Origin of the sequence: Sorangium sp. So ce367, assembly GCF_051520455.1 — a bacterium.
Lineage (GTDB): Bacteria > Myxococcota_A > Polyangia > Polyangiales > Polyangiaceae > Sorangium > Sorangium cellulosum_B.
In genome coordinates this window covers 11275429-11299845 of record NZ_CP150334.1, presented here as the reverse complement: position 1 = coordinate 11299845, position 24417 = coordinate 11275429, and the positions used below count along the sequence as shown (strand labels likewise).

The window sequence follows — 24417 nt, the reverse complement described above, 5'->3', positions numbered from 1 at the left end:
GGCGCTGCGCGGCCCGAGCGCGCCTCCGGCGACGGGACCGGCGCAGAGTCGTCATTTCGAAGAGCTCGGCGGGTTGGCGCGCGATCGGGCGGTCAGCGTGGGTCCGCGCAATCCCCGGCGTGATGAGCGGATGTCGGGCAGAGAGCTCGACCCGGAGTCCCGGCCCGCCGGCGCTCATAGCGAAGCGTCCGTGCTGCGCCCCACCTGTCGAGCGGGGCATCCTATCAGGCCTCCGCATAGGTCAGTCGTGCGCCCGGGGCGTGCAATGTAGCCACGCGCCGGCCGCATGTGTGTGGTCGCCAGGCGGTCGCACCCTGCGTGAGGCGCTTCAATGATTGGGTCTGGCGAGGCTCGCGTCGGGTCGCTGCACCTCGCGGATGTGCGCGCGCCCGCATTGCCGCCCGTGACGGGCGCGGCCCCGCGGCGCGGGGTTGCTCGGTTCTCGGACGGTGCTTACCTGCCCAGACCTGAGCACCCGAGACACGCAATGCCGCGGTGCATCGTCAAGGGGGCCGAGTGAGGATTGGCGCGGCCAGGGGCCGTCCCGCGCGGGGGAGGGGTCTCGGCCATCAATCGACGCTGGCGGGGGTTTCATCGCTCGGCGCCTGTCGAGCAAAGCAGCCCAGCCGTTCGGGGCCGTCCCGTCCAATGAGCTCTCCGATTGAGCCCGCCCGCAGCGCCTATTGAAAGAAAAGACGGTCCGCTATCCTCAATTCGCTTGACCAGGCAAGTGGCAACGGCATAGTCGTATCCAACCGCCGAGCTGGATTCGGCGACGAGGGAGAGCACATGGCAACGGACGCCTTTTCACAGCAGATTGTAAACCTCGTGCGGAAAATGCCGGACGAGGCGATCCTCGCGCTCGTCAAGAATCAGCTGGGCGCCGTGACAGGGGAAGCGCCGTTGGTTCCTCCTGCGGCGCCGCGCCGCGGCCGCGCGCGCGCCCGCGCTGCTGGAGCGGTCCAGTCCAAAACGTCTTCCGTCGCGGCCAAGCGCGGCGCCGCGCCGAAGCGTCGGCCTGGTCGCCCGCGCAAGTCGCCGGCCGCCTCGGCGGAGCGTCAGGAGACGCTGGATGCCGTCGAGCGCGTCGTCAAAGCGAGCTCTGGCGTCAGCGCGAGCGAGGTGGCGAAGCAGGCGGGTATCCCGCAGACCCGTGCCGCCGCCGCGCTGAAGGAGCTGAAGCTGGAGAAGCGGATTTTCCAAGGTGGCGACCGTCGCTTCGCCCGCTATGCAGGCGACGCGAAGACCGCCGAGCAGGCGAGCGCGAACGCGCGCAAGACCGCCGCTGGGCCTGCACCTGTCGTGAAGAAGCCGAGCGTCAAGGGGCGCAAGCGCGTCGCTCCGGCTGCCGCTCCTCCGAAGTAGGTCTGGGGACCACCGCTCACGTCAGCATCAGATGGGATGCAAGCTGTGCTGACGCGCTGCGTTTGGAATGACTATCCCGTTCGAGACGGAGCTCAGGGCGGGCTCCAGGTGAGCCCGCCATCATCGGAGGCCACGACGTACCAGCCGCGGCGCGATGTCCCGGTGACATCCGCTTGGAGGAGCATCAAGAGTCGATTTCCGAACGAGAGGAGGGCTCCTAGCTCGATACGGCCGCGCTCGCCCGTGGCTTCGCCGATTACCCTGGGGACGTCGTAGAGCTTGCCCACCTCCGGCGGTTGCGCGATCGCGATATGGAGCCCCCATCGCGCTGCCGCGCGGGAGGTCAGCACTGCGGTGACGCCTTCGCGTGTGGGCGCCAGGGCGATAGACCGTTCATGCGGCTCCAACCAGGGTCGAAAGGGCGGCTTCTCGGCGATGACGCAGGTGCCTTGGAGGGTGCACGTAGCGAGCGTGGGCTCTCCGGTTGTGGGCGTCATGACTTCGACCATGATCCGATCGGCCGCGCAGCCGACCGACGCTCCGGGCGGGGCTTTCGCCGGGAGCTTCAGCACGGCTGTCTGGGTAGCGGAGACGGCGACCACGGCGGTCTTGTCGGGCGGCTGAGGAACGAGCTGGATCGACCAGCCGGCGAAGTCGCATGCTGGTGTCGTGGAGAGCGCGGCGATGGCCGCGGGGCTCATCGCGAGTCCCTCGACGCTCTTCGGTGCGTCAAGCGGCTTCCCCGGCGCGGGGACGGGCCGCACGAGGAGGCTGCGCCCGCGCACCGACAGGAGCATCGGTGGGCGGCCATAAGGCACGGGCAGCGCTTGTTCCTGCGTGGGGAGCGGGACGGGAGGCACCGGCTCGGCGCCCGCCGGCCCCGCATAGACGAGGGTCGCGTGCCGAGGCTTGGGCTCCACGAGCAGCGCGGCGCTCTCGGCGGAGAGCACCGCGGGCACAGCGTTCACCAGCGGCCGCGCTCCGCGGCTCAGCGCTGGAAGCGTGACCGGTGAAGGCGCCGAGAGGTCGGTCGCCTCGAACGGAGCGAAGAAGAGACTCGGCGGGTCCAGCGCGGACGGCGTCCCTCGGTTCCCGCGTGTCTCCGTCGGGAGAGCCGGGCCACGCGGACCGGTGGTGAGCACCGTGGCGCCGTCTCCGCCGACCGACCAGGTCGACCACCCCTCGCGGACGCGCCGCAGAGATCGCCAGGTCCGGCCGGCGTTCTCGGTCACGAGCGCGATCGTCTCGTTCTCGACCTCTCCTGTCACCACGGCTCGCCGCTCATCGAGCACGAACGCCCGTCGCCATCGGGTCGACGACGGCGCGAGCGCCGAATCGATGCCACGCGCCTGGCCAATGGCGGTGGTGAGCTCATCCGAGGACGCCGCGCCCGGGGGCGGCGGGACGGTGATGGGCGCTGCCTTTTCCTTCTTCCCGCAACCGAGCGCCAGGAGGGCCGTCAGGGCGGCAAGGGCAGTCGCGGCGGCGCGGCGCCGCGTGGGCGCGCTCACTATGGAGTCGGGCATCGGCAATCTCTTCGCTGGTGTCGCCCTGGCTTGCTGCGCGTCGGCCCTGGCTCCTCCACGACTCGCACGCTCGCTCGCGTCGCGCCCGAGCCGTCTTGTCGAAGCGCCCGTGGCGTCACGGCAAGATGCGCGCGCGGCGACCGCCCTGTCTCCCCGCTGCATCGCCCCGAGCTCCGCGTTCGATTCGCGTCTGCCCCATAGCGGGGTGCGGGTTCGCGCGCTCCAGGCTCATCTGCGTCGTTCGGCTCGTTGCGGCGTACCTTCGTACGCCTCACTCGTCTGCCTAGCGGCTGAGCCCGTATCACACCAACCTGCGCCCCCGCTATCCTGCCGGCCGCACGCCGCGCGGCCAGCACTAGTCGGCCTGCTCCGGATCCATGCAGCACCGGAAGCCCGTCGAATAGTCGTGGTAGCCGAAGGAGTGGGCGGTCGTGGCATATTTGCAGCCCTCGCCGTTGCGCGTCGTGTCCATGAAATAGCCGCCACGGAAGGTGCCGCTCGGATCATCGACCCACTCGTGGAGGTTGCCTACCATGTCGAACACGCCGTAGGCGTTGGTGCATCCCGCGCGCTCGCCCGTCGGGAGCAGCGCCTGGGACAGCTGGTTGATGAGCGGGTTGTTCATCGCCGTCGTCCAGCGCTCCTCGGGCTTGATGTCGAGCAGCGCGGCGATCTCGGCGACGGGGTGAACCCGTCGCTCGTCATCGTTGCACACGGCCTGCTGGCGGAGCGCGCCGTAGGGAAACGTCGTGTCGTCCGGCCCTCGGCAGGCGGTCACCCACTCCTCCGAGGTGCACAGGCGCTTGCCCGAGGCCGCGCACGCCATCTTGGCCTGCCGCCCGCTGATGTAGCCCTGGGGGATGACCCCCTGCCAGGACACGGCGCGGACGCGGCGCTCGTTCCCGTCAATCGGATCGTAGGGCGACCAGGGGCGCTCACCGCTGGGCGTCACCTCGACCAGCGCGCCCTCCCAGCGGTCGACGCACACGCGATCGTCGACGAGGGACATCTCCGCGGGGCAGCGCGTGCTGGCCGTCGAGGAGGACATCGGGATGGCGCCGATCTCGGACTCCATCCCCGAGGCGAGCGTTGCGCTGTCCTTGACGGCAGCGAGCGCGCTCTCCTTGGCCTTGATGCGCCTTTCCGTCGGGACGGCGGCGGTCCCCTCGAGCGAGGCGCGCACCATCAGGCGCGGCGTGATCTGCTCCGCTGTCGTCGACCCCGGAGCACAGCCGGCCGACGCGACGAGCACGCCGAGCAGCGCTCCACCGCGGAATGGACGCGCCCCCGACGATCGCGGAACGGAGGCTGCCAGGCGCGGGCGGGAGGGGTCCTTGGCCACGGAGGAGCCGAGGATCCCTTCCCGCGATCTTTTTTGCAACCGAATACCGCGCTCGGGGGCTCCCCGAACCGGCCTACATGAGAGGGTGCGCGCGCCGGGGCGCTAAGGTGGGTGTGGGCTGGTGAGAGGCCCAGAGGTCATCTGGTGTGCGTCGAATGCCAGGGGAAAAGAACGGCGAGAGCAGAGCGCGCACGGTGGGCGCGCAGGCCGTGCACCCGTGGCGGCGGCCGGGTCAGTCGAAGGCCATGATCTCCTCGTAGCATGCGTCGTAAGCCTCCTGGCAGGAGACATTCGGGTTGTCGTTCATGCACGCGACGAGATCGTCCGCTGCATCTCGGTTGAGGGGGTTCATCTGAGCCGCGCACTTGGCGGTGTCGAACGTGCCGGCGTCGCAGAAGTCGGAGATGGTGTCGCAGATCTCGTCGGCCTGGTGCGGGCACGCGTTGGCGTACGTGCGGTTCATGCACGCTTGAACGGGATCCACATCGCACGCCCGCTCCACGCCGATGTCGCTCAGGCAGTCCACGAGGTCCGCGGCGTGACCCGAGGAGAAGACGGCGAAGCCGTGCTTGCAGAGCCCGTAGCCGATCGGGTCCTCGTCGCGGTTCGCGCCGCACTGGCTCGTCGCCCCCTGCGCAGGCGAGATGTTGAGCTCGTCGCAGGCCGCGACCGTGAGGTTGCCGTCGGACGCCTCGATGCAGGCGTCGCTGCCGCCGGTGCCGCCCTGGCCGCCGGTGCCGCCGGTGCCGCCGGTGCCGCCGTCGCCGCCGGTGCCGCCCTGGCCGCCGTCGCCGCCGTCGCCGCCGCTGCTCGTGGACCCGTGGGTGACGCCGGGGCCGACCGTCTGGTCCACCTCGTTGTCGGTGTCCTCCGTGGTCACGACGCAGCCGGTGTAGATGGCGGGCAAGATGAAGGTAAGCGCGAGGAAAGAATGGCGATGGCGAGCAAGCATGGTCACGTTGCCTCCTACAATGTCAGGGAAGAGTTCCACGGCCTGGTGCGTTCGACTGAACCTGGGGCTCCCCTATTCCCCTCGCAATCCTGCTCTTCGGCCTGGTCCAGCCGTCCGACGTCGACGCTCCGGGGGTGCACCTCCGCCGTCGACGGCTCAGGCCGCCGTCGACAGCTTGTTTCAGCTGCATTTCGTCAGTGTCAAGAACAGATTTCGGCCTCGTGTTCGTCCGTCCGTCTGCCCGGGCACCGGGCTCGGCATGCCCGGAGCCCCCCGACGTCCGTTCAGGAGGATCTGAAAAGCTGCTCAGCCCGCGGGGACGCGCGAAACAAACTGAAAGGGAGCGGAAGGATCGCGCTTGCGTACCGCCCCTCCCGCTGGTAATCACCGCGCTCCGTTTTCCCGGGCGATCGGGTGTCCTCCCGGTCTCCCAGTAGAAGAGCCGTAACGGCGCTTCGATCCCAGCTCCGCCCCTTCGGCCGCCGCGGGAACCCCCCCGGTGACGCGAAGGGGGCCCACGTCGAAGGACGTCGGGCTGGGACCGGAAGCGTACGACGGTGCAACCGGTTCGCAGTGAACCGAAACCCGGTACGGAGTCACTCCGCCCGCCGGTGTCGCGAGGTGTCTCGAATGGTAAGCAAAGCCAGTGCGATGTTTTCGCGGATCGCCCCGCGCAAGGCTCGCATGATCGCCGATCTCGTTCGAGGTCGCGACGCGGACGAGGCGATCCAGCTGCTCTCGTTCACGCAGAAGAGCGGAGCCCCCGTCCTGCGGAAGATCATCGAGAGCGCGGTCGCGAACGCCCAGCAGGCGGGCGCCGACATCGACGCGCTCTTCATCAGCAAGGCCACCGTCGACAAGGGGCCGAACAAGTTCAACCGCCGCTGGCGGCCGCGCGCGATGGGCCGTGCGACCCGGATCACCAAGGGCGTGTCGCACATCGTCATCGAAGTCGACGAGAGAAAGTAAGTAGAGGACCTGCCGATATGGGACAAAAGACCCATCCGTATGGCTTCCGCGTCGGTGTCATCAAGACGTGGAGCAGCAAGTGGTACGAGGACGGCGCTGCGTATCAGAAGTGGCTCCACCAGGACATCCGCATCAAGCGCGCGATCAAGCAGTACCTCTACAACGCCAACATCGCCGGCGTGGAGATCGAGCGCGCCGCCAACCGCGCGAAGGTGATCGTCTTCACCGCCCGCCCCGGCATGGTGATCGGCAAGGGCGGCAAGGGCATCGAGACGCTGAAGAGCGGGAACGTCGGCACCGCGTCGAAGGGTGAGACGCTCTTCCCCGGCGTGTCGTCGTTCACCGACAACGAGGTGTTCATCGACGTGCAGGAGGTCCGGAAGGCCGAGACCAACGCGCAGCTCGTCGCCGAGAACATCGCGACGCAGCTCGAGCGCCGGATTGCGTTCCGCCGGGCGATGAAGAAGGCGGTCGCCACCGCGATGAAGTTCGGCGCGAAGGGCATCCGCGTGCGCTGCGCCGGCAGGCTCGGTGGCAGCGAGATGAGCCGCGTCGAGACCTACCGCGAGGGCCGGGTGCCGCTGCACACGCTCCGCGCCGACATCGAGTTCGGCCTGGCCGAGGCGAAGACGAAGGTCGGCATCATCGGCGTGAAGGTCTGGATGTTCAAGGGCGAGGTCCTGCAGCGTAAGGCGCGCCGGATCCAGTAGAGGGATTGCAGAATGCTGTCTCCGAAGCGAACCAAGTTCCGCAAGATGCAGAAGGGGAACAACCGCGGCCTCGCCATGACGGGCAGCGACGTCTCCTTCGGCGACTTTGCGCTCCAGTGCGTCGAGCCTGCCCGCGTCACCTCGCGGCAGATCGAGGCGGCTCGTATGGCGATCCAGCGGCACGTGAAGCGCGCGGGCAAGCTCTGGATCCGCATCTTCCCGGACCGCCCGGTGACGAAGAAGCCGCTCGAGGTCCGCATGGGTGGGGGCAAGGGCGCGCCCGAGGAGTGGTGCGCGCTCGTGCAGCCGGGCCGCGTGATGTACGAGATCAGCGGCGTGAGCGAGGAGACTGCGAAGGAGGCGTTCCGCCTCGCATCGCACAAGCTCCCGATGCAGTGCAAGTTCCTCGCCCGCGGGCTGACGTGAGGTAGGCGATGAAGGCGAAGGATTTGCGTGAACGCACCACCGAGCACCTGCGCGAGCTCGAGAAGTCTCTGGCGGCGGGCCTGTTCGAGGCGCGGTTCAAGAATTTCACGAATCGGCTGAACGACACGGCGACGATCCGCAAGGCGAAGCGGGATCTCGCGCGGGTGAAGACGATCCTCACGCAGCGCACGCGTGCCGAGGAGAAGGCGTAGCCATGGCGAAGAAGAAGGCAGAGACCCAGCAGCCGGCCGCTGCGGCGCCCGAGCTGGCAGCCGCGGCGCCTGCGCAGGCCGAGACCGAGGCGAAGGCGCACGGCTTCCGGCGCAAGCTGGTCGGCAAGGTGACCAGCGACAAGATGAACAAGACGGTCACCGTCGAGGTCATCCGGAACGCGCTCGACCCTGTGTACAAGAAGTACGTCCGTCAGCGGGAGCGCTACAAGGCGCACGACGAGACGAACCAGTACAAGGTGGGCGATCGCGTCGAGATCACGGAGCACAGGCCGATCTCCCGCGACAAGCGGTGGCTCGTGACCAAGCTCGTTGCCCGCCCGGTGGAGGAGTAGCGCCATGATCCAGGTGTCGACGCATCTCGAGGTCGCGGACAACTCCGGCGCCCGAATCGTGAAGTGCATCAAGGTGCTCGGCGGCTCGCGCCGCAAGTACGCCGCCCTCGGCGACGTCATCGTCGTCTCGATCAAGGAGGCGTTGCCGGGCACCAAGGTGAAGAAGGGCGAGACGGCGCGCGCCGTCGTCGTCCGCACCGCCCGGGAGTACCAGCGCTCGGACGGCAGCTACATCAAGTTCGACGGGAACAGCGCGGTCCTCATCAACAAGGAGAAGGAGCCGATCGGTACCCGTATCTTCGGGCCGGTCGCTCGTGAGCTCCGCGCGAAGAAGTTCATGAAGATCATCTCTCTCGCTCCGGAGGTCCTCTGATGAAGCGCCTCAGGGTCGGTGACCTCGTGCAGGTCATCAGCGGCAAGGAGGAGGGGAAGCAGGGCCGGATCACCAAGATCCTCGCTGACGAGGATCGCGTGGTCGTGGAAGGCCTGAACACGGTGACCCGCCACCAGCGGCCCACGCCTCGCAACCAGGAGGGTGGGAAGATCACCAAGGAGGCGCCGATTCACGCCTCGAATGTCATGCCGGTCGATCCGGCGACGGGCAAGCCGACGCGCGTGAAGGTCCGCGTCGGTGAGGACGGCAAGAAGACGCGCGTCGGCAAGAGCGGCAGCGCGATCGGTGTGGGCTAGCCATGGCGGACAAGAAGGACAAGGACAAGGCGGCCAAGGACGCCGGCAAGGGCAAGGACAAGCCCAAGTCGCAGCAGGCCAAGCCGCAGGCGCCCGCCAAGAGCAAGGAAGCCAAGGGCGCGAAGGCCAAGGGCGCCGAGGCAGAGGCCTCCGGGCCGACCGAGGAGCGCCCGCGCGACCCGAACTACGCGCCGCGGCTCCGCACGCACTACAGGAAGAGCGTGACGGCCGCGCTTGCGAAGAAGTTCGGCTACAAGAACCCGATGATGGTGCCCCGCCTGCAGAAGGTGGTCATCAACATGGGGCTCGGCGCTGCGGTGCAGAACCCGAAGATCATCGACTCCGCCGTCGAGGACATGCGGGCGATCTCCGGCCAGAAGCCGGTGGTGACCCGGGCCCGGAAGTCGATCGCGACCTTCAAGCTGCGCGAGAACCTGCCCATCGGGGTGATGGTGACCCTGCGTGCCGAGCGGATGTGGGAGTTCGTGGATCGCCTGATCGCGTTCTCTCTCCCGCGTGTTCGCGACTTCAAGGGCGTGAGCCCGAAGGGGTTCGACGGCAAGGGTAACTTCACGATGGGCCTGCGCGAGCAGATCATCTTCCCCGAGATCGACTACGACAAGATCGATGTCGTGAAGGGGCTCAACATCTCGTTCGTGACCACGGCGAAGACGGACGAAGAAGGACGCGCGCTCCTGACCGAGCTTGGCATCCCGTTCCGGCATTGAGGGATTTTCGATGGCCCGTGCAAAAGAGTTTGCGAAGCTGAACCGTCCGCCGAAGTTTTCTACGCGGCACAAGAACCGTTGCAAGGTGTGCGGGCGCGCGCGCGCTTACTACCGCGACTTCGAGCTCTGCCGCGTCTGCCTTCGGTTGTTCGCGCTCCGTGGTGAGCTCCCTGGTGTGATCAAGGCCAGCTGGTGATTCTATGATGACCGATCCCATCGCCGACATGCTGACCCGCATTCGCAACGCGGCGCTCGCGCGGCACGACCGGACCGAGGTCCCCGCGAGCCGCATCAAGGCCGCGGTCGCGGAGATCCTCAAGTCCGAGGGCTTCATCGCCGACGTGCGCGAGACCGAGGGCGAGGGTCCCAAGAAGCTCACGATCGTGCTGAAGTACGGGCGCGATCGACAGAGCGCGATCGACGGCGTGCGCCGCGTCTCCCGCCCCGGGCGCCGCGTGTACGTGCGTCACGACAGGATCCCGCGCGTGTTCAGCGGGCTCGGGATCTCGATCCTGAGCACGTCCCGCGGGCTCATGAGCGACAGGGATGCGCGCCGCCTCAAGATGGGTGGCGAGCTGATCTGCGAGGTGTGGTGATGGAAGCTCAGGCGAACGCAGCCCAGCCCGCGAACGGTGACAGCCGGCTCGCTCCGAAGACGTCGCGCGTTGGCAAGCGCCCGATCGACCTGCCGAAGGGGGTCACCGCGACCGTCAACGGCCGGAAGATCGACGTCAAGGGCCCGAAGGGCCAGCTCTCCCGCGCGATCACCGACAAGGTGGACATCAAGCTCGAGGGCAGCAAGCTGCACGTGAGCTCGGTGGCGCCGGGGCGCGACGGGTCGCGCCTCCAGGGCCTCACGCGGGCGCTCGTGGCCGCGATGGTGAAGGGCGTCGCCGAGGGCTACGAGCGGACGCTCGAGCTCAAGGGGACCGGCTATCGCGTCGAGCTCAAGGGCACGACGCTGAACTTCGCCCTCGGCTTCTCCCACCCGGTGACCTTCCCGGTGCCCACGGGGCTCACGGCGACGATCCCGGCGGACTCGAAGGGCACCGTCCTGGTCCTGACGGGCGCGGACAAGGAGCTCATCGGGCAGACGGCCGCGACGATCCGTGGCTTCAGGCCGCCGGAGCCGTACGGCGGCAAGGGCGTCCGTTACCGCGGCGAGCGCGTGCGGGAGAAGGCTGGCAAGGCCGGCAAGGGCGGCAAGAAGTAAAGGCGAGCGGCGGCGTGTACGCCGCTGCACCGAGGGACGAGACGGTCATGGGCATGAAAATCGTCGGTCGGGAGCGCCGGAAGCTCCGTATCCGCAAGAAGGTCGAGGGGACGCCGGAGCGCCCGCGCCTCAGCGTCTTCCGCAGCTCGAAGCACATTTACGCGCAGGTCATCGACGACGTGAGCGGCAAGACCCTCGCCCACGCTTCGACGCTGTCGAAGGACCTCAAGGGCTCCCTCGACGAGGACAACAAGGTCGAGGCGGCGAAGAAGGTCGGGGCTCTAATCGCGAGGATCTGCAAGGAGAGGCAGATCGACAAGGTCGTCTTCGACCGCAACGGCTATCTGTATCATGGGCGCGTCAGCGCCCTCGCCCAGGCGGCGCGCGAGGCAGGTCTCGATTTCTGACTCCCACAGCCGCTGCCCTGATGGTGAGGGCGGCGGGCGCGGTCAACTGCCGCGGCGGAGAACGTGATAGAGGACGGTTATGGCGTTCGATCATGTCGACGAAGAGAAGCTGAAAGAGCGAGTCATCCACATCAACCGCGTCGCCAAGGTCGTCAAGGGCGGCCGGCGCTTCAGCTTCTCGGCGCTGGTCGTGGTGGGCGACGAAGCGGGGCACGTGGGCATCGGCCTGGGCAAGGCGAACGAGGTGCCGGAGGCCATTCGCAAGGGGAACGATCAGGCTCGCAAGAACCTGTTCCGCATTCCCCTGGACGGCGTGACCATCCCGCACGACTCGTTCGGCCACGTCGGGGCGGGCAAGGTCCTGCTGAAGCCGGCCAGCCCTGGGACGGGCGTCATCGCCGGCGGCGCGGTGCGCGCCGTCGTCGAGTCGGCGGGGATCCACGACGTGCTGTCGAAGTCGCTCGGCACGAGCAACCCGCACAACGTCGTGCACGCGACCGTCGCGGCGCTCCGTGGGCTGAAGAGCCCGGAGAGCGTCGCCGGGAAGCGGTCGATGCAGCTCGACTCGCTCGACTACCAGCGCCGCGGTAGCACGAACACCGCGGGTCGACGGCGCGCGAGCGTGGCGCCGCCCCCCGGGAAGCCGGGCGGCGGCGGTGGCGCACCGAGCGGCGGCGGTGAAGGAGGCTCGCAGTGAAGCTCCGGGTACGTCAGAAGGCCAGCAACATCGGCCAGGTCGAGCACACCCGCAAGATCATCAAGGGGCTCGGCCTGCGTGGGCCGGGGTCCGTGGTGGTCGTCGCGAACACGCCCTCGTTCCGTGGCATGGTGAAGAAGGTCCTCCACCTCGTCGAGGTCGAGGAGGTCGCCGACGGAGCGACCTCGTCGAAGGCCTGAGAAGCGAGATCGTCATTCCAGCGGAGTCGCCGCGTACGGAAGTGTGAAACATGGACATTCTTTCTAAGCTCCAAGCCCCTGAGGGCGCCGTAACCAAGAGGCTCCGCGTTGGCCGTGGCGTGGGGTCGGGCGTCGGCAAGACGTCTGGCCGCGGACAAAAAGGGCAGAAGGCGCGGGCCGGCGGCAACATCAACAAGAAGCACTTTCAGGGCGGGCAGACGCCGATCCAGCGTCGCCTCCCGAAGCGTGGCTTCCGCAACCCGCTCGCGGACATCGTCGTCAACGTCAACGTCGGCGACCTCGAGGCGTTCGACAATGGCGCCCAGGTCGATCTGATCGCGCTCCACGAGCGCCGCCTCGTGCAGGGGCGGTTCGACGTGCTGAAGATCCTCGGCGACGGTGAGCTCACGAAGAAGCTCACGGTGACGGCGCACCGCTTCTCCAAGGGAGCGGTCGAGAAGATCGAGAAGGCGGGGGGCAAGGCGGTCGTGCTCGCGGCGCCTGCACCCCAGGGCAGCTCGACGGACTCCTCGTCCTCGTAGTCAGCGCGCACGCGCACCCACCAAGCCGGAGTCCAGGATCGCCTATGGCCAGCCTCGCGGGAATCACCAACTTCCACAAGATCCCCGAGCTCCGGCGACGCGTGATCTTCACCCTGGTGATGCTCGCGGTCTACCGGGTCGGCGTCTTCGTGACGACGCCCGGCGTCGACCGGAACGCGATGCGGCAGTACGTCGCGAAGCAGTCCGGCGGGCTCCTGAGCTTCTTCAACATGTTCTCGGGCGGCGCGCTGGAGAACCTGTCGATCTTCGCGCTCGGGATCATGCCGTACATCTCGGCCTCGATCATCATGCAGCTCATGGGCATGGTCTACAAGCCCATCGACGAGCTGCGGAAAGAGGGCGAGCAGGGTCGCCGGCGGATCGATCAGTACACGCGGTACGGCACGGTCGCGCTCTCGCTGTTCCAGGCCTTCTCGATCGCGAAGATGCTCGAGGGCCTGTCGAGCAGCGAGACCGGGGCCGGGATCGTGAACCACCCCGGCATCGGCTTTCAGTTGATGACGGTCATCACGCTGACGACCGGGACCGCGTTCCTGATGTGGATCGGCGAGCAGATCACGGAGCGCGGCGTCTCGAACGGCGTCTCGCTCCTGATCTTCGCGAGCATCGTCACGCGCATCCCGGAGGAGGTCGGCAACTACTTCGCCCAGAACGCCGGCGATCTCCAGCCCCTGACGATGGCCGCGATCGTCGCGTTCATCGTGTTCGTCATCGCCGTCATCGCGTTCTTCGAGAACGGCAGGCGTCAGATCCCGATCGTGTACTCGCGGCGCCAGGTCGGTCGCCGCGTCTACGGCGGGCAGACGGCGCACCTGCCGCTGAAGGTGAACACGTCCGGGACCATCCCCCCCATCTTCGCGTCGTCGCTGCTGATGTTCCCGCAGACGCTCGCGAACATGAACGTCCCCGGGGCCGAGCAGATTCAGGCGATCATCAACCGAGGGGACTGGGTCTTCAACACCGGCTACGCGCTGCTCATCATCTTCTTCTGCTTCTTCTACACGAACGTCACGTTCCAGCCGGTGGACGTCGCGGAGAACCTGAAGAAGCAACAGGCAAATATCCCCGGGATCAGGCCAGGCAAGCAGACGGCGGACTACATTCACCGCGTGATCCAGCGGATCACCGTGGGCGGCGCGCTCTATGTCGCCGCGGTGTGCGTGGTGCCCTCGATCGTCGGCAACCTGCTGCGTGTCCCCTTCGGCTTCGGAGGCACGTCGCTCATGATCGTCGTCGGCGTCGCGCTCGACACCGTGAACCAGCTGGAGGCGCACCTGATCACGCGGAGCTACGAGGGGCTGACGGGCCCCGGTGCCACCCGCATCCGGGGCCGCAGGCTCCCGGAAGCGTGATGGAGGGCAAATGATCTTGGTTCTGGTGGGGCCTCCTGGAGCTGGGAAGGGTACGCAGGCGAAGCTGCTGTGCGCACGCTTCGGCATCCCGCAAATCTCGACCGGCGACATGCTGCGCGAGGCAAAGCGGTCGGGGACCTTGGAGAAGCGCTATCTGGACATCATGGACTCTGGCGGACTCCTGCCGGATGAGGCCGTCATCGGCCTCATCGCGCGCAGGACGGTCGAGCCCGACTGCGACGCTGGCTTCCTGCTGGACGGATTTCCCAGGACCGTGCCTCAGGCGGACGCGCTCGACGAGCTGCTCGCCAGCGCCAACCAGGGCGGCAAGCGGATTGATGCGGTGATCCAGCTGGACGTGGCGCGTCCCCTGCTCGAGGAACGGCTGATCCATCGCCGAACTGACAAACGCAGTGGACAGATATATCATCTCGTCTATAATCCGCCGCCCCCCGGTGCGGAGCTAGAGCATCGGGCCGATGATCGGCCCGAGGCTGTTGCAAAGCGTCTCGACGCCTACGAGGCGATGACGGCCGCCCTTCTTCCGTTCTACGAGCAGAAGAAGCTGCTGCATCGCGTCGATGGAGTCGGGAAGCCTGAAGAAGTTACGCACAGGGTGCTGTCGGCCATTGGCCGGCCGGGCTCGGGTGGAGAATGAGGCGTAAGAATCAGACCAGACCGCCGAAGGAACCGAAGGGCGACAAGCTCGAGTTCGACGGCGTGGTTCAAGAGGCCCTGCCGAACGCCATGTTTCGCGTGAAGGCGGACAACGGCCTCGGCGTCCTCGCGACCATCAGCGGCCGGATGCGGCAGTACTACATCAAGATCCTGCCGGGCGACCGCGTGACCGTCGAGGTCTCGCCGTATGACCCGAGCCGAGGCCGGATCACGTACCGGCATAAGTAACGTAGTTTTTTGAGGAATCTGGAGGCTCCCCGTGAAGGTGCGCCCGAGCGTCAAGAAGATCTGCGACAAGTGCAAGGTGGTCCGGCGGCGTGGTGTCGTTCGGATCATCTGCGAGAACCCCCGCCACAAGCAGCGCCAGGGGAACTAGCTCTTTCGGCGGAAGCCCGCCCTCGTTTCGGTTTGGAGTAACCATGGCTCGTATCGCTGGTGTCGATCTCCCGCGTCGGAAGCATGTCGCCTACGCCCTGCCGTACCTGTTCGGCATCGGGCGGACCCTCGCCTTGCAAATCTGCGAGAAGACCAACATTCCGCAGAACAAGCGGGTCGAGGAGCTCAGCGACGCTGAGGTGAAGGCGATCCGCGACCTCCTGGACGCCGAGTACAAGGTCGAGGGCGACCTGCGGCGCGAGGTGCAGCTCAACATCAAGCGGCTCATGGACCTCGGCTGCTACCGAGGGCTCCGCCACCGGCGCGGGCTCCCGGCGAACGGGCAGAGGACGCATACGAACGCGCGCACCCGGAAGGGACCGCGCAAGGGCATGTTGCAGCGGCGTCCTGCCGCGACCAAGTGACGAGCGGGGATTAGGACGCCATGGCGCAAGCGAAGACGGCTGCCACTACCACGAAGGCCAAGCAGAAGAAGAAGGTCAAGAAGAATGTCTCCGCGGGTATCGCGCACATTCAGTCGACCTTCAACAACACGGTCGTGACGATCACGGACATCAACGGCAACGCGATTGCGTGGTCGTCCGCTGGCGCTCGCGGCTTCAAGGGATCGCGCAAGTCGACGCCGTTCGCCGCGCAGCTCGCGGCGGAAGAGGCGGCGCGCCGGGCGCAGGAGCACGGGATGCGTTCGGTCGCCGTGTTCGTGAAGGGGCCGGGGGCCGGGCGCGAGAGCGCGCTCCGTGCGCTCCAGACCGCTGGCTTCAAGGTGACGCTGATCCGCGACGTCACGCCGATCCCCCACAACGGTTGCCGGCCGCCCAAGCGGCGCAGGGTTTGAGGTAATTCACGATGGCTCGCTACATTGGTCCGGTCTGCAAGCTCTGCCGCCGCGAGGGGATGAAGCTCTACCTCAAGGGCGAGCGGTGCTACTCCGAGAAGTGCGCGTACACCCGGCGCCCGTATCCCCCGGGCCAGCACGGCCAGGGGCGCATCAAGCTGAGCGAGTACGCGGTGCGCCTGCGCGAGAAGCAAAAGGTGCGTCGCATCTACGGCGTGCTCGAGCGGCAGTTCAGCGGGTATTTCCAGGAGGCTAACCGGCGCAAGGGCCGGACGGGCGAGGAGATGCTCGGGCTGCTGGAGCGGCGGCTCGACAACGTGGTGCACCGGATGGGCTTCGGCTCGTCCCGCGCCGAGGCGCGCCAGCTCGTCCGGCACGGGCACGTGAACGTGAACGGCAAGCGGCTCGACATCCCGAGCTACGTCGTTCGGGCGGGTGACCGGGTCGAGCTCACCGAGGGGGCGCGCAAGTTCAAGAGCGTCCTCGCTTCGATCGGCGGCGCGGACAAGCGGCCGGTCGCGAGCTGGATCGACGTGGATCGCGCGGCGTTCACCGGTGCGGTCAAGGGCGCGCCGATCCGCGAGGATCTCAACGAGCCGGAGATCCGCGAGCAGCTGGTCGTCGAGTACTACTCGCGCTGATCGCGCGAGGGCGGCGCGGAGGAGGGCGGCGTCGCGAGCGCACCTTGCAGGGTGCGCTCGCTCGCTGCGGGCTCCCCTCGGCGCCGCCGTCCCGCGCTCGCGCGCGGGGGCATGGAGCCTAGGATGCGGGCAGGAGGCGGCGCCGACCGGTCGAGTGCGGCCGCGGCGTGAGACCTCCGCGCAAACCTCATGAAGGAAGGAGATCGCCATGACGATGAACAACCCGAACCTCACGATGATCGCCCGTAACTGGCGCGATCTGATCCGGCCCAAGGGCATCTCGATCGACGCGGACAGCGGGACCCAGTTCTACGCCAAGTTCACGTGTGAGCCCCTGGAGCGCGGCTTCGGGATCACGATCGGCAACTCGCTGCGCCGCGTGCTGCTCTCCTCCCTCCAGGGGGCGGCCGCGACGGCCATCCGCATCGAGGGCGCGCTGCACGAGTTCACCACCGTGCCGGACGTGGTCGAGGACGTCAGCGACATCATCCTCAACGTGAAGGAGGTCGTCTTCAAGGCGGCCACCCCGAAGACCTACTCGGTGCGGATCGATCGCGAGGGGCCCGGGCCCGTGTACGCGCGCGACATCCAGCTGGTCGAGGGCCTGTCGGTGCTCAACCCCGACCACCTCATCGCCGTGCTCGACAAGAAGGGCCCGCTCTCGATGGAGCTCACGGTCAACGTGGGCCGCGGCTACGTGCCCGCCGAGCGCAACAAGACGCCGACCATGCCGATCGGGACGATCCCGATCGACGCGCTGTTCTCGCCGATCCGCAAGGTGAACTACACCGTGCAGAACGCCCGCGTCGGGCAGGTGACCGATTACGACAAGCTCACTCTCGAGGTCTGGACCAACGGGTCCGTCTCGCCGGCGGACGCGGTCGCCTTCGCCGCGAAGATCCTCAAGGAGCAGCTCTCCATCTGGGTCAACTTCGAGGAGAGCGAGGAGACGAGCTACCAGGCGGTGATGAGCGACGACGAGCCGCTCAACGAGAACCTGTTCCGCTCCGTCGAGGAGCTCGAGCTGAGCGTCCGCTCCGCGAACTGCTTGCAGAACGCGAACATCACGCTCATCGGCGAGCTCGTGCAGCGGACCGAGCAGGACATGCTCAAGACCAAGAACTTCGGTCGCAAGTCGCTGAAGGAAATCAAAGAGATCCTCGCGAACATGGGGCTCTCGCTCGGGATGAAGATCGACAACTGGCCGCAGCTCCTCGAGCGCTGGAAGGCGCAGCAGGCGCAGGCGTGAGTCGGTACTGAGGGAACGTCATGCGTCACAAGAAAGCGGGCAGGCAGTTTGGTCGGGATACCTCCAGCCGCAGGGCGATGCTTCGCAACCTGACGGCGAACCTGATCACCCACGAGCGGATCGAGACGACCGACGCCAAGGCGAAGGAGCTGCGGCGCGTTGCCGAGCGGCTCATCACCAAGGCGACGCGGCTCGGCAAGGTCGCGTACACCGCGCACGGGGAGCTCACCCCCGGCGACAGAGCGCGCCGGCTCCACGCCGAGCGGCTTGTTGGCAGCTACATCCCTCGCTGGGGGGTCGCGACCGACGGCAAGAAGGTCGACATCATCGCGAAGGTGATGATCGATCTCTCGAAGCGCTTCGAGGGGCGGCCGGGCGGCTACACGCGGATCATCAAGCTCGGTCCGCGCCGCGGTGACTGCGCGCAGATGAGCCTCATCGAGTTCATCGACGCGCCGCCGGTCGCGGACGCGCCTGCGCAGGCCGCCGAGCCGGTCGCCGCGGCGGAGCCGGCCACCCCGGCGACGACCGCCGGCTGAGCCGGAACCAGGCCGGCGCCGCGCGGCGCCGGCACAGCAGCAGACAGAACGCCGGGAGAGCGCTCAGCTCGCCCGGCGTTTCTGCGTTGTGAGCCCGGCCGGCGCTCAGGGGCCGGCCGCTGCGTGGGCCTTGTGCGCGCGACGGCTCAGCGGTCGGGCGGGCCGGCTGCAGGGGCGTCATCGCTCCGCGGCTCCGCCTCCGCGACAGGCTGTGCTGGCAGGTCAGGGTCCGCCTTCGAGGCGGCGGCCGGGGCCGGCTCTGGAGACATCTGGGGCTGCGGAGGAACGGCGCTGTCCTGCCTTGGGGGCGCCGAGGCAGGTGATGCGGTCGGCTGCGGAGGGGGCGGCGCCGAGGCAGATGATGCGGTCGGCTGCGGAGGGGGCGGCGCCGAGGCAGGAGACGCCGGCGGGGGCGGAGGAACGGTGCCGGCTTGCGCTCGAGCGGGCGACGGCGCGCTCCGTCGCCGGGCGATGAAGAACATCGAGAGCACCGCGGCGAGACCTACCGCTCCCGCGGCGATGTGGCGGTTCGTCTGGCTCTTCCGCTCCGCGACCTTGTCCCCGAGGGAGGCGAGCGCCGCCCTCGCGCCGGCGTGGGATGGATCGAGCTCGATCGCACGCTCCAGCACGAACTTGTCCGGCGTGCCGCGCTCGATGAGGAGCGCGCCCTCGAGGTAGGCGATCTCCGCTTCGATCTTCTTCGCGCGCTCGCCTGGCGCGTCGAGGCGCAGCGCCTTGCGGAGCATGGCGAGCGCGTCGTCGCGCCGGTCGGCAGACAGCGATCGCGCCCGCTCCACGTAGGCGTCCACCATCTCCTTGCGGCGCTCGAAGAGCGGCGCGCGCGCGAGCACCTTGTCGAACGCGTCGGTCGCCTCGGCGGGCTTGCCCGCGCTCGCCGCGGCGACGCCCTCGTCCATCAGCTTGTACACCTCCGCGAGGCGCGCGCGATCGTACGTCCCGAAGAGCTCGCGCGCGACACGGTCCCACGACCACTCGCGCGGCGGCTTCGCGCCGGTGAGGTCCAGGTAGGCGTCGCGGAGCTGCCAGATGCCGGGCTCGCCGATCGCGGAGATCGCCTCCCGCGCGGCGTCGCGCAGCCGCGCGCGGTCGCTGTTGCAGAAGCTCAGGATCACGCGCACGGCGTCCACGTCCCGGACGCGGCCGTAGGCGCGGAGGACGTCGGCCAAGATCTGCGTGTCATTCGACGCGATCGCCTCGCCGGGGATCGCCCGGCCGAGCAGGTCGAGCTGCTTGTTGGCCCACCGCTGGACGATCTTTGCGTCGTGCTGGCGCGCCTCGATCAGCGCGGGGACCGCCTTGTCGCGCAGCTTGGCCACCTGCCGCTGGAGATCGATGCGGAGCAGCTCGCCGAAATAGGCGTGCAGCGCGATGAGCTCGCGGACCGCAGGCGTCGTGCCTGCAGCGACGAGCATCCGCTCCATCGCGAGCAGCTTGACGACATCGCGCCACGCGCTGTCCCGCGGCCGCGCTGCGGCCAACATGAAATCCAGCCAGTCCCCCTCGTCCTTCTCGTCGTCAGCGCCCTTCTTGGCGCTCTGGTCGGCCTTGGCGTCCTTCTTTGCGCCCTGCTCGGCCTTGGCGTCCTTCTTCGCGTCACCGGCGCTCTTCTTTGCGTCGCCAGCGCCCTTCTTTGCGTCGCCAGCGCCCTTCTTCGCGCCCTTGTCGGCCTTCGCGTCTGCAGTTTTCTTCTTGTTGCCGTCGCGCTCGTCCTCCCCCTTCATCGCCTTACGGCCTTCTCTGCGCGCGTCCGCGAGCACGCGAGGCGCCGCGTTCCGATCGAGCGAGCCGCGGATGTCCTGAACGCGCAGCCGCACCGCATCGACGATGCCAGGGATCGGCTCATCGAGGGCCGCGCGGGCGTTCTCCCGCGAGCGCGCGTCCTCCGACGTGATCTGGTCGAGTATCCGGTCGAGCTCGCGGACCGCGGCGATATCAGGCTCCGGGCGGGCGATCGGGGCGAGGCGCGGGAGCTCAGGGAGCGCGGAGGAGGCCGGCGCGGAAGTGCCCGCGTCGCGCTCGCCGGCGGCGCGCGCCGGAGGCGTCGCGAGCGGCGCCGCTGCGAGCAGGCCGATCAGGACGAGCCACGCGCACGCCGGCGTGCGTCGCCGCGCCGATCGCGCGCCTGCGCCCCTCGGATCCGACGTGTGGCGTGCCAAGCGCCTCAATCCGTGATGCGAAAGTCGAAGAAATCGCCGGAGAAGCCCCGCCACCGGACGTCGACGCGCTCGACCCGCGCGGCGCTCGGGCCGCGGTTCGCCCAGGCGATGAGCTCCTTCAGCTCGTCCTCCTCCCCCTCGGCGAGGACCTCGACGCTGCCGTCGGAGCGGTTTTTCACCCAGCCGGTGAGGCCGAGCCGCTTGGCCTCGCGCTGCGTGGAGGCACGAAAGAAGACGCCCTGGACGCGACCGCGGACGAACAGCTGAACCTGTTTGAGCCCCATGGAACCAGCTTGACTTAGCCGCGCGTTCCGGGGGAGGCAACTTCAGGCAGCACCTGGGAGCCACGGGCAGTTCGCCCGCGCCGTTCTTCCTACGGACAGCGCGGGCGACCTGTGTCCGTGCCGCGCCCCACGACGCGCGCGCGTCGTCCGTGCCCCCCGCCGCGCATTGACAGAGCAGACGCGCTTGATAGAGTCGCCGCCCGATCGGCAAGCACAGCCCGCCGATCGAGCGACATGAACGTGAGGGGCGCCGGTTGCGAGGCGAGCCCTCTTCCCTCTGGCGACCCGCCGACATCGACGACATGCTCGGCCCCGCCTCGGGTCCGACCCGCTAGACCCCCCCAAACAAAAACCAACGACCGGCGGCCTCCACGCCCTTGACAGGGCACGCGCCGTCGCATCCTGGAGCTTTCCGACTCATGCACCTCAGGGAACTGAAGCAGAAACCGATGGCCGAGCTCGTCCAGATGGCGAAGGGGCTCAACATCGAGGGCGCTGCCGGGCTGCGCAAGCAGGAGGTCATCTTCGCTCTCCTGCAGGCCCACGCGGCGCAGGACCAGCCGGTCTACGGCGAGGGCGTGCTCGAATGCCTGCCCGACGGCTTCGGCTTCCTCCGGGCGCCGGACTACAACTACCTGCCGGGTCCGGACGACATCTACGTCTCGCCGTCCCAGATCCGGCGCTTCAACCTCCGCACCGGCGACAGCGTGAGCGGCTCCATCCGGCCGCCGAAGGAGCGTGAGGCGTACTTCGCGCTGCTCAAGGTCGACAAGATCAACGGCGAGCCCCCCGAGGTCGCGCGCGACAAGATCCTGTTCGACAACCTCACGCCCCTCTACCCGCAGCAGAAGTTCAACATCGAGAACGGGACGAAGAGCTTCTCGACCCGCATCATCGACATGCTCTGCCCCATCGGGAAGGGGCAGCGCTGCCTCATCGTCTCGCCGCCCCGCGCGGGCAAGACGGTGCTGCTCCAGCAGATCGCCAACGCGATCTCCGCGAACCACCCGGACACGACGCTGATCGTGCTGCTCATCGACGAGCGCCCGGAGGAGGTGACCGACATGCAGCGCACCGTGAAGGGCGAGGTGATCAGCTCGACCTTCGACGAGCCCCCGACGCGCCACGTGCAGGTCGCCGAGATGGTGATCGAGAAGGCGAAGCGCCTCGTCGAGCACAAGCACGACGTCGTGATCTTGCTGGACTCGATCACCCGCCTGGCGCGCGCGTACAACACGGTCGTCCCGCCGAGCGGCAAGATCCTCTCCGGCGGCGTCGACTCGAACGCGCTGCACAAGCCGAAGCGGTTCTTCGGCGCCGCGCGCAACGTCGAGGAGGGCGGCTCGCTGACGATCGTCGCCACCGCGCTCGTCGACACGGGCTCGCGCATGGACGAGGTCATCTTCGAGGAGTTCAAGGGCACGGGTAACAGCGAGATCCACCTGGATCGCAAGCTGATGGAGAAGCGGATCTTCCCCTGCCTCGACATCAACAAGAGCGCGACCCGCAAGGAAGAGCTGCTGCTGCCGGAGTGGATCCTCCAGCGCGTGTGGCTGCTCCGCCAGCTGCTGCACCCCCTCAACGTCATCGACTCGATGGAATTCCTCCTGGACAAGGTGAGCCGCACCGAGACCAATCAGGAATTCCTCGAGAGCATGAACCAGTAACGGCGCGTCCTAGGGGCGCTCCCGGCGGTCGTCGGGAGCGCTCTCTGTCACGCGAACGGTCCGCGCAGGGGCCCGCGCGCGCGCTCCTCCGGGCGAAGTCGTGTTAGCGTCTCCTGGTGACCGCGAAGGCGGAACAACGCACGAAGGCGCTGCAGGCTCGCGTACAGGAGCTCGAGGCGCGCCTCGCCCACGCCGACAAGACGGTGCGGGCGCTCCGGGATGTCGGGCTGGCCCTTGGCAGCACCCTGGATCTCGACCAGCTCCTCGCGCTGATCCTGAACAAGATCACCGAGCTGCTCGACGCGGACCGCGCCACCCTCTACCTGCTCGACGAGCAGCGGCAGCGGCTCTTGTCGCGCATCATCATCGGCGAGGAGGCGCGCGCGATCGAGCTGCCCGTCGGCGCGGGGATCGCGGGCCACGTCGCCAAGATGGGGCGCACCGTCCGCGTGAAGGACGCCTACCGGGATCGCCGCTTCCAGCGCGACTGGGACGAGGTCACGGGGTACCGCACCCGCTCGATCCTCGCCGCGCCGATGAAGAACCACGTCGGCCGGACCATCGGGGTCATCCAGGTCCTGAACAAGCACGGGGAAGGGGAGTTCTCGGTCCACGACGAGGAGCTGCTGAGCGCGCTGGCGACGCAGGCGGCCGTCTCGATCGACAACTCGCGGCTGTTCCTCTCGGTGATCCAGAAGAACACGCAGCTCGTGGAGACGAAGGAGCAGCTCGAGCACCGCGTGAGCGACCTCAAGCTGCTCTTCGACCTCGAGAGCGCGATGGGCCGCGCGACCACGATGGAGGACCTCGCGCGCGCGGTCATCACGGAGGCCGGCAGGGCGTGCGAGGCGCGGGCGGGGGGGATGCTCGTCGACGAGATCGAGGGCGGGCTGTTCCTCTACTTCTTCGATCTCGCGGCGTTCGACGGGGGCAGCGCGCCGCCCCGCGCGCCCGCCCTCGGAGAGGAGCCGGAGGGCGTCGTGGGCGTGGCCCCCCCGGGGCCGGCGGTGAAGCGCATCGCGATGCGCCGCGGCGAAGGGGTGGTCGGGCGCGCCATGGTGAACAACGAGGCGGTGTTCTTCTCGCGCGAGGGCGGGGGCCGGGAGCCGGACGACACGCTCGTGTCGCCGAGGCTCGCCCAGCTCGTCGGCGCGGAGCTCAGGACGGCGATCGCCGTGCCGCTCGAGGGCGAGGACGCGGTGCCGATCGGCTCCATGGCCCTCTACAACTCCAGGAACCCCCACGGCTTCTCGAAGGACGATCGCGCGCTGCTGCGGCTCGTGTCGGCGAACGCGTCGACCGCGCTGCGCCTGTTCCGGTCGCGCCTCGAGCGGGAGCAGAGCGAGCGGCTCACCACGATCGGGCGCCTGCTCTCGGGCGTGATGCACGACATGCGCACGCCGCTCACGGTGATCAGCGGTTACGTCCAGCTCATGGCCGGCGCTCCCGACGCGGCGACGAGGGAGGACCACGCGCGGCTGATCCTCAAGCAGTTCGACGTGATCAGCGCGATGCAGCGCGAGGTGCTGGAGTTCGCGCGCGGCGAGCGGAGCATCCTCGTGCGCAAGGTGTACTTGACCAAGTTCTTCGGCGACATCGAGAAGCAGCTGGAGCACGAGCTCGCCGGGACCGGCATCTCGCTGTCCCTGGAGCTCGAGGACCGAGGGACCGCTCGGTTCGACGAGGCGAAGATGACGCGGCTCCTGCACAACCTGGTCCGCAACGCGGTCGAGGCGATGCGGCCAGGCGGGGGCACGGTGACGATCCGCGCCTACCGCGACGGGGGCGACCTCGCGATCTGCGTCGCGGACACCGGGAAGGGGATCCCCAAGGAGATCCAGGGCCGCCTCTTCCAGTCGTTCGTCACCTCCGGCAAGCGCGGCGGCACCGGCCTCGGGCTCGCGATCGTGAAGAAGATCGTCGACGAGCACGCCGGGACGATCACGGTCGCGTCGTCCGACAAGGGCGCGAAGTTCACCATCCGCCTGCCCCAGGAGAGCGCGCCGTCGCGGTCTCCCGGGACCGCAGGGGGGCAGCCCCAGCTGGTGTCGACGGACGGCGGCTCGGCGACCAAGGCGGGCGCGAGCGTCGCGCCGGTCGTCCACGAGGGCATCCCCCGCCGCAGGCCGGCGGGCTCAGCTCCCTCCGTCACCCCAGTGAACGAGCGGGGCCGACGCTCGTCCAGCAACGGCTCGGGCGCCTGACGCGCTCCCGCCGCTTGCGCGAGGCGCACCCGATGGAGAGAC

At 68.4% G+C, this 24417-nt stretch carries 31 protein-coding genes and 1 pseudogene; 27 read left to right on the top strand and 5 right to left on the bottom strand.

All coding sequences use genetic code 11. The features are described 5' to 3' along the window. Nucleotides 1-789 precede the first annotated feature (789 nt). The gene (locus tag WME97_RS42865) at nucleotides 790-1365 is read left to right on the top strand and encodes a hypothetical protein (RefSeq protein WP_437546540.1); all 576 of its coding nucleotides are present in this window, start codon (nucleotides 790-792) and stop codon (nucleotides 1363-1365) included. A gap of 92 nt (nucleotides 1366-1457) precedes the next feature. Here the strand turns inward: WME97_RS42865 and WME97_RS42860 are convergent, their stop codons facing one another. From WME97_RS42860 to WME97_RS42850, 3 genes are all read right to left on the bottom strand, one after another. After that, nucleotides 1458-2891: a hypothetical protein gene (locus WME97_RS42860; RefSeq protein WP_437546538.1), complete on the bottom strand. Its 1434-nt coding sequence runs from the start codon at nucleotides 2889-2891 to the stop codon at nucleotides 1458-1460. Between the two features lie 355 nt (nucleotides 2892-3246). Then, nucleotides 3247-4143, bottom strand: coding sequence for an SUMF1/EgtB/PvdO family nonheme iron enzyme (locus WME97_RS42855; RefSeq protein WP_437546536.1), 897 nt, complete (start codon nucleotides 4141-4143; stop codon nucleotides 3247-3249). A gap of 322 nt (nucleotides 4144-4465) precedes the next feature. Further along, nucleotides 4466-5185: a hypothetical protein gene (locus WME97_RS42850; protein ID WP_437555604.1), complete on the bottom strand. Its 720-nt coding sequence runs from the start codon at nucleotides 5183-5185 to the stop codon at nucleotides 4466-4468. Nucleotides 5186-5815: 630 nt separating this feature from the next. On the opposite strand from WME97_RS42850, the gene rplV reads away from it, so the two are divergent. The 24 genes and pseudogenes from rplV to rplQ all read left to right on the top strand — a co-directional run bounded on the left by rplV (nucleotide 5816) and on the right by rplQ (nucleotide 18043). Beyond that, nucleotides 5816-6154 (top strand): 50S ribosomal protein L22, encoded by a 339-nt coding sequence (rplV, locus tag WME97_RS42845; protein ID WP_012240567.1) that lies wholly within the window; start codon nucleotides 5816-5818, stop codon nucleotides 6152-6154. Between the two features lie 17 nt (nucleotides 6155-6171). Then, a complete protein-coding gene (gene rpsC / locus WME97_RS42840; protein WP_061609597.1) occupies nucleotides 6172-6864 on the top strand; it encodes a 30S ribosomal protein S3 in 693 nt (230 codons plus the stop codon). A gap of 12 nt (nucleotides 6865-6876) precedes the next feature. Next, nucleotides 6877-7290: a 50S ribosomal protein L16 gene (rplP, locus tag WME97_RS42835; protein ID WP_012240565.1), complete on the top strand. Its 414-nt coding sequence runs from the start codon at nucleotides 6877-6879 to the stop codon at nucleotides 7288-7290. Between the two features lie 8 nt (nucleotides 7291-7298). Continuing rightward, complete coding sequence (gene rpmC / locus WME97_RS42830; RefSeq protein WP_437482390.1) at nucleotides 7299-7502, top strand: 50S ribosomal protein L29; 204 nt, start codon at nucleotides 7299-7301, stop codon at nucleotides 7500-7502. A gap of 53 nt (nucleotides 7503-7555) precedes the next feature. Continuing rightward, nucleotides 7556-7855: a 30S ribosomal protein S17 gene (gene rpsQ / locus WME97_RS42825; RefSeq protein WP_272102908.1), complete on the top strand. Its 300-nt coding sequence runs from the start codon at nucleotides 7556-7558 to the stop codon at nucleotides 7853-7855. A 4-nt stretch (nucleotides 7856-7859) separates the two neighbouring features. After that, the gene (gene rplN / locus WME97_RS42820) at nucleotides 7860-8228 is read left to right on the top strand and encodes a 50S ribosomal protein L14 (RefSeq protein WP_012240562.1); all 369 of its coding nucleotides are present in this window, start codon (nucleotides 7860-7862) and stop codon (nucleotides 8226-8228) included. Further along, nucleotides 8228-8545 carry a 50S ribosomal protein L24 gene (gene rplX, locus WME97_RS42815; protein ID WP_272102121.1) on the top strand — a complete coding sequence of 106 codons (318 nt, stop codon included), beginning with the start codon at nucleotides 8228-8230 and terminating at the stop codon, nucleotides 8543-8545. Before rplN ends, rplX begins: the two co-directional genes overlap by 1 nt. A 2-nt stretch (nucleotides 8546-8547) precedes the next feature. Beyond that, entirely contained in the window at nucleotides 8548-9273 is a 726-nt protein-coding gene (gene rplE / locus WME97_RS42810; protein ID WP_437546534.1) for a 50S ribosomal protein L5, read from the top strand. A gap of 10 nt (nucleotides 9274-9283) precedes the next feature. After that, nucleotides 9284-9469, top strand: a complete 186-nt coding sequence (locus WME97_RS42805) for a type Z 30S ribosomal protein S14 (RefSeq protein WP_012240559.1) — start codon at nucleotides 9284-9286, stop codon at nucleotides 9467-9469. A gap of 4 nt (nucleotides 9470-9473) precedes the next feature. Continuing rightward, nucleotides 9474-9869 carry a 30S ribosomal protein S8 gene (gene rpsH / locus WME97_RS42800; RefSeq protein ID WP_012240558.1) on the top strand — a complete coding sequence of 132 codons (396 nt, stop codon included), beginning with the start codon at nucleotides 9474-9476 and terminating at the stop codon, nucleotides 9867-9869. Further along, nucleotides 9869-10486, top strand: a complete 618-nt coding sequence (gene rplF / locus WME97_RS42795) for a 50S ribosomal protein L6 (RefSeq protein ID WP_437277607.1) — start codon at nucleotides 9869-9871, stop codon at nucleotides 10484-10486. Before rpsH ends, rplF begins: the two co-directional genes overlap by 1 nt. A 47-nt stretch (nucleotides 10487-10533) precedes the next feature. Next, nucleotides 10534-10893, top strand: a complete 360-nt coding sequence (gene rplR, locus WME97_RS42790) for a 50S ribosomal protein L18 (protein WP_012240556.1) — start codon at nucleotides 10534-10536, stop codon at nucleotides 10891-10893. Nucleotides 10894-10972: 79 nt separating this feature from the next. Then, nucleotides 10973-11452: pseudogene (gene rpsE, locus WME97_RS42785) on the top strand (30S ribosomal protein S5); the annotation flags it as partial. Between the two features lie 134 nt (nucleotides 11453-11586). Further along, a complete protein-coding gene (gene rpmD, locus WME97_RS42780) occupies nucleotides 11587-11790 on the top strand; it encodes a 50S ribosomal protein L30 (protein WP_437295775.1) in 204 nt (67 codons plus the stop codon). Between the two features lie 50 nt (nucleotides 11791-11840). Continuing rightward, complete coding sequence (gene rplO, locus WME97_RS42775) at nucleotides 11841-12332, top strand: 50S ribosomal protein L15 (RefSeq protein WP_437546532.1); 492 nt, start codon at nucleotides 11841-11843, stop codon at nucleotides 12330-12332. A 44-nt stretch (nucleotides 12333-12376) separates the two neighbouring features. Further along, the gene (secY, locus tag WME97_RS42770) at nucleotides 12377-13705 is read left to right on the top strand and encodes a preprotein translocase subunit SecY (RefSeq protein WP_437546530.1); all 1329 of its coding nucleotides are present in this window, start codon (nucleotides 12377-12379) and stop codon (nucleotides 13703-13705) included. A 10-nt stretch (nucleotides 13706-13715) separates the two neighbouring features. Continuing rightward, nucleotides 13716-14363: an adenylate kinase gene (locus WME97_RS42765; RefSeq protein ID WP_437546528.1), complete on the top strand. Its 648-nt coding sequence runs from the start codon at nucleotides 13716-13718 to the stop codon at nucleotides 14361-14363. Continuing rightward, nucleotides 14360-14611 carry a translation initiation factor IF-1 gene (infA, locus tag WME97_RS42760; RefSeq protein ID WP_012240550.1) on the top strand — a complete coding sequence of 84 codons (252 nt, stop codon included), beginning with the start codon at nucleotides 14360-14362 and terminating at the stop codon, nucleotides 14609-14611. Before WME97_RS42765 ends, infA begins: the two co-directional genes overlap by 4 nt. Nucleotides 14612-14642: 31 nt before the next feature. Then, nucleotides 14643-14759: a 50S ribosomal protein L36 gene (gene rpmJ, locus WME97_RS42755; protein ID WP_012240549.1), complete on the top strand. Its 117-nt coding sequence runs from the start codon at nucleotides 14643-14645 to the stop codon at nucleotides 14757-14759. 43 nt (nucleotides 14760-14802) lie between these two features. Further along, nucleotides 14803-15183 carry a 30S ribosomal protein S13 gene (gene rpsM / locus WME97_RS42750; protein ID WP_012240548.1) on the top strand — a complete coding sequence of 127 codons (381 nt, stop codon included), beginning with the start codon at nucleotides 14803-14805 and terminating at the stop codon, nucleotides 15181-15183. 20 nt (nucleotides 15184-15203) lie between these two features. After that, entirely contained in the window at nucleotides 15204-15614 is a 411-nt protein-coding gene (gene rpsK, locus WME97_RS42745) for a 30S ribosomal protein S11 (RefSeq protein ID WP_012240547.1), read from the top strand. An 11-nt stretch (nucleotides 15615-15625) separates the two neighbouring features. After that, on the top strand, nucleotides 15626-16255 hold the full coding sequence (rpsD, locus tag WME97_RS42740) for a 30S ribosomal protein S4 (protein ID WP_437546525.1): 630 nt from the start codon (nucleotides 15626-15628) through the stop codon (nucleotides 16253-16255). 208 nt (nucleotides 16256-16463) lie between these two features. Continuing rightward, nucleotides 16464-17504 (top strand): DNA-directed RNA polymerase subunit alpha, encoded by a 1041-nt coding sequence (locus WME97_RS42735; RefSeq protein ID WP_437546523.1) that lies wholly within the window; start codon nucleotides 16464-16466, stop codon nucleotides 17502-17504. 20 nt (nucleotides 17505-17524) lie between these two features. Then, entirely contained in the window at nucleotides 17525-18043 is a 519-nt protein-coding gene (gene rplQ, locus WME97_RS42730; RefSeq protein ID WP_437546521.1) for a 50S ribosomal protein L17, read from the top strand. 146 nt (nucleotides 18044-18189) lie between these two features. On the opposite strand, the gene WME97_RS42725 is transcribed toward rplQ, so the two are convergent. After that, complete coding sequence (locus tag WME97_RS42725; RefSeq protein ID WP_437546519.1) at nucleotides 18190-20220, bottom strand: hypothetical protein; 2031 nt, start codon at nucleotides 20218-20220, stop codon at nucleotides 18190-18192. 5 nt (nucleotides 20221-20225) lie between these two features. Then, nucleotides 20226-20504, bottom strand: coding sequence for an acylphosphatase (gene yccX, locus WME97_RS42720; RefSeq protein ID WP_012240542.1), 279 nt, complete (start codon nucleotides 20502-20504; stop codon nucleotides 20226-20228). A gap of 419 nt (nucleotides 20505-20923) precedes the next feature. Here yccX and rho point away from each other — a divergent pair, with 419 nt between their 5' ends. Next, the gene (gene rho, locus WME97_RS42715) at nucleotides 20924-22171 is read left to right on the top strand and encodes a transcription termination factor Rho (protein ID WP_012240541.1); all 1248 of its coding nucleotides are present in this window, start codon (nucleotides 20924-20926) and stop codon (nucleotides 22169-22171) included. Nucleotides 22172-22287: 116 nt separating this feature from the next. Beyond that, nucleotides 22288-24375 carry a GAF domain-containing protein gene (locus WME97_RS42710; RefSeq protein WP_437546517.1) on the top strand — a complete coding sequence of 696 codons (2088 nt, stop codon included), beginning with the start codon at nucleotides 22288-22290 and terminating at the stop codon, nucleotides 24373-24375. Nucleotides 24376-24417: the final 42 nt, after the last annotated feature.